This is a genomic window from Pseudoxanthomonas dokdonensis (genome assembly GCF_001431405.1).
GTDB lineage: Bacteria > Pseudomonadota > Gammaproteobacteria > Xanthomonadales > Xanthomonadaceae > Pseudoxanthomonas_A > Pseudoxanthomonas_A dokdonensis.
In genome coordinates, this window is sequence record NZ_LDJL01000028.1 from 1 (window position 1) to 3348 (window position 3348).

Below are 3348 nucleotides of genomic sequence, written 5' to 3' on the forward strand. Positions count from 1 at the left end.
TGGCGACCACATGTCTCCCCATTGGTGCGCTTGCCGGCGGGGCGTCGTCGCCCGCAGCGGCCTGAACGCAGATTGGCGCACCGCGGACAACGTTGTCAAGACTTTATTGCAAAAATTTTTCATGGAGGAAAACCCCGTCCTGTTTCGGCGTAACTGCATGTATTTGCTTGATATTTTGCATTAACCCGGTCCGGTCGATGCGAGCATCGCAACCCGCCGTTGCCGCGAATGACCATGACCGGTCGGGCATTGGAAAAATATTTCGGCTTCCGGCGGCGCGCCGAAGCGCCGATGGCGACCGCGCTGCGCTGAGCGCCAACCAGCCGGGCAGCTTAGCGACCGGACCATGACTTCGTCAGGATGGTCGGCGGGCGGACAAAAAAAGGGCCTGGAAACATTCCAGGCCCATGAGAGAGCAACACGTCGATTGCATCGACTGCGGGGTGCCGGCGCGATGGCCGGCCGGTGGATCAGAACTTGAAGCGGAAGTTCAGGTAGTACTGGCGACCGTTGTTGTAGAACGAGGTCGGAATCGTCGAGCTCTGGTAGTAGTTGATGGTCGGGTCGTTGAGGTTCAGACCATCCAGGCTGATGCTCAGCCAGTCGGTGGCCTTGTAGTTGACCGAAGCCGACAGGGTGCCGAAGTCATCCTGGTAGTACGGGTTGGCGCCGGACAGGCCGATCAGGAAAGACGAACGATAGGTGTAGCTGACCCGCGCGCCGAAGGTTTCGTTTTCGAAGTAGGCACCGATGTTGTAGGTGTCGTTCGAATTGCCCAGCAGGTTGTCGCTGCCATCGGCCCAGGTGTGCGAGGTGCTGCCATCGGAGTAGGTGTAGTTGGCATTGACGCCGAAGTAGTCACCGATCGGCTGTTCGTAGGCCACTTCCAGACCCTTGACCTGGGCGTTGGCGTTGATCGGCACCGACACCTGGTAGGCCTCGAGCTGGTGGGTCAGTTCGCTGAACAGCATCTGGGTTTCGGTGCCGTAGGCAACGTAGTCCTTCATGTCCATCGAGAACGCACCGACCGAGACCAGGCCGCGCGGCATGAAGTACCACTCCAGGTTGGCATCGAAGTTGGTCGACAGCAGCGGCTTCAGGTTGGGGTTGCCGCCGCCGCCGGTGCGGTTCAGGTCCGAACCCCAGCTGGAAGCACCCAGTGCCGAGTAATCCGGCAGCGTCTGGGTCTGCGAAGCGGCGAAACGGAACACCAGATCCTCGGCCAGGTCGAACTTGAAGTTGGCGCTCGGCAGCAGGCGGTCGTAGCTGTTGTTGGTGTAGACGCGGATCCACTGGCCGAACAGGCTGGAGACGTCGGCATTGGCCGGGTCGGACACCGCCTGGTAGCTGTTGATGTCCTGATCGATGTTGACGTAGCGCAGGCCGAGGTTACCGCTCCAGCGGTCACCGGAGAAGTTGGCCTGGGCGTAGGCGGCCATGTTCTTCTCGGCCACTTTCCATTCGGCACCGTAGTTGTGGCGGCCGGTCGGACCGTCGTTGTCGTACAGCCAGGTCGAGTTGCCGAGGATCGCGTCCTTCAGCGCGTTGGGCGTGTAGTACCAGATGTCGCGCGGGAACTGGCCGCCGACGCCACTGGCGAAATCGCTCGGGTACTGGCCGGTGGCACCGCCCTGCAATGCAGACCAGATGTCACCCGGGCTGGCGCCTTCCGGCGACTGCGCTTCACGCTCGTGATCGGCGTAACGCATGCCGAAATCGATCGAGGACAGGGTGCCGGTGTTGAAGTACTGGCTGAAGTCGGCGGTGAACCACTTCTCGTCATCCTTGGCGGTCACTTCCTGGTTGCCCCAGGTACCGAAGCTGGTGACGCCGGCCGGACTGATGTCGCCGCCGACGCTCCAGTCCACCGGCGAGCCGCCACCGTGGGTGCTCCAGCTGGCGCCGCCGCCGCGGGCACCGGTGACTTCGGCGATGAACTGGCGCGGGGTCGAGCCTTCACCGCTGGTGGTACCGATCTGGAAGCGCGAGCTGAGGTTGTCGTTGATCTGCCAGTCGGCGTCGAAGGTGGCGTAGCTGCTCTTGGCCGAGGCTTCGCGGTAGATCATGTCGTACACGGTGTAGTCGGTACCGGCCTGGCCACTGTAGGTGGCATTGGTCAGCACGCCGTTCTCGACGGTGTAGCCCGGGTCCGGGGCCTGTGCGCGGGCGAAGTTGCCGCCCCACAGCATGAAGTTGCGGTTGTAGTTGTTGGCCTGCATGTCCGAGCTGAAGCCGCTCAGGCCCAGGGTCAGGCTGTCGCTGGGCTTGAACTGGATGTCGACCAGGCCGCCCTTGCGGTCGCGGGTCTGTTCGAACAGGGTCGAACCCAGCAGGCCCGGCGCATACACGCCGACCAGGTCCGGGTTGCTGATGCCGGCCGGATCGGTGGCGCCGATCTGGAAGAAGCCACCGGGGATTTCCTGGGCCTGGCGGCTCAGCTCGCGCTTCTGCTTGAACGCCTGCACCATGACGCCGAAGGTGCCGTCATCGTTCTTGTAGTTGAACAGGCCCGACAACTGCGGATCGGTGCTGTCGGCGTTTTCCGAACGGACCGCGCCGATCGAGGCTTCGGCGGTGATGTTGTCGGCGAACTGCAACGGCCGGCGGGTCAGGATGTTGACCGTACCGGTGGCGCCGCCGTCCTGCAGCTTGGCCTGCGAGGACTTGTTGACTTCCACCGAGCTGACCAGCTCCGACGGCAGCAGGGTGTAGCTGACGCTGCGACCGACGTTGCTGCCCTGGCTGAGCACGAACCAGTCGGCCGAGCCGACGCTGTGGCCGTTGATCAGGGTCTGGGTCAGGCTCGGGCTGGTGCCGCGCAGGCTGACGCGGTCGGCTTCGTCGAAGCCGCCTTCGTCGGCGCTGGACGAGCTGATGTTGACGCCGGGCAGGCGTTGCAGGGTATCGGCCACGTTGTGCGCGGGCAGCTTGCCGACGTCTTCGGCGGTGACCACTTCAAGGCGGGCATCGGCGTTGCGCTTGGTGTCCAGCGACTTCTCGACGCTGCCGCGGATGCCGGTCACCACCACGGTGTCCAGATCGGTGGCCTCGGTCGAGGTGGTCGAGGTCGATGCTTCCTGCGCGTGCAACTGCACGGAGAAGGCAAGGCCCGTCATGATCGCGACGGTTAGTGCGGATTTACGGTGATTCATGGTCTCTCTCCCATCATGAAAAGTTCTTAGGTGCGGCGGGAAGTCGGGATTCGAGGTCACGATTTCCTGGGCCGGTCTGTTGCTGTTGTCGCGATGGGCCGTGGTGCGTTTGCGTGGTGCCGGCCCGGTACTGGAAAAAATCCTTGCAAACGGCTGTGCTCAGTCGCTCCTGTGTTGTCCGATGAACCAGCTGGCG

The 3348-nt window shown here is 63.1% G+C and carries 2 protein-coding genes; one reads left to right on the forward strand and one right to left on the reverse strand.

The genetic code is table 11. The features are described from left to right. The coding region (locus ABB29_RS16610; RefSeq protein WP_211260772.1) for a hypothetical protein at positions 1 to 184 on the forward strand (184 nt) is incomplete at its 5' end. 286 nt (positions 185 to 470) lie between these two features. Here the strand turns inward: ABB29_RS16610 and ABB29_RS15860 are convergent. After that, positions 471 to 3152 (reverse strand): TonB-dependent receptor, encoded by a 2682-nt coding sequence (locus tag ABB29_RS15860; protein ID WP_057660876.1) that lies wholly within the window; start codon positions 3150 to 3152, stop codon positions 471 to 473. Positions 3153 to 3348 lie beyond the last annotated feature (196 nt).

What these genes read in the sequence shown, in the direction of transcription:
- ABB29_RS15860 (WP_057660876.1), bottom strand. Translation starts at nt 3,152, where the DNA reads ATGAATCACCGTAAATCCGCACTAACCGTCGCGATCATGACGGGCCTT.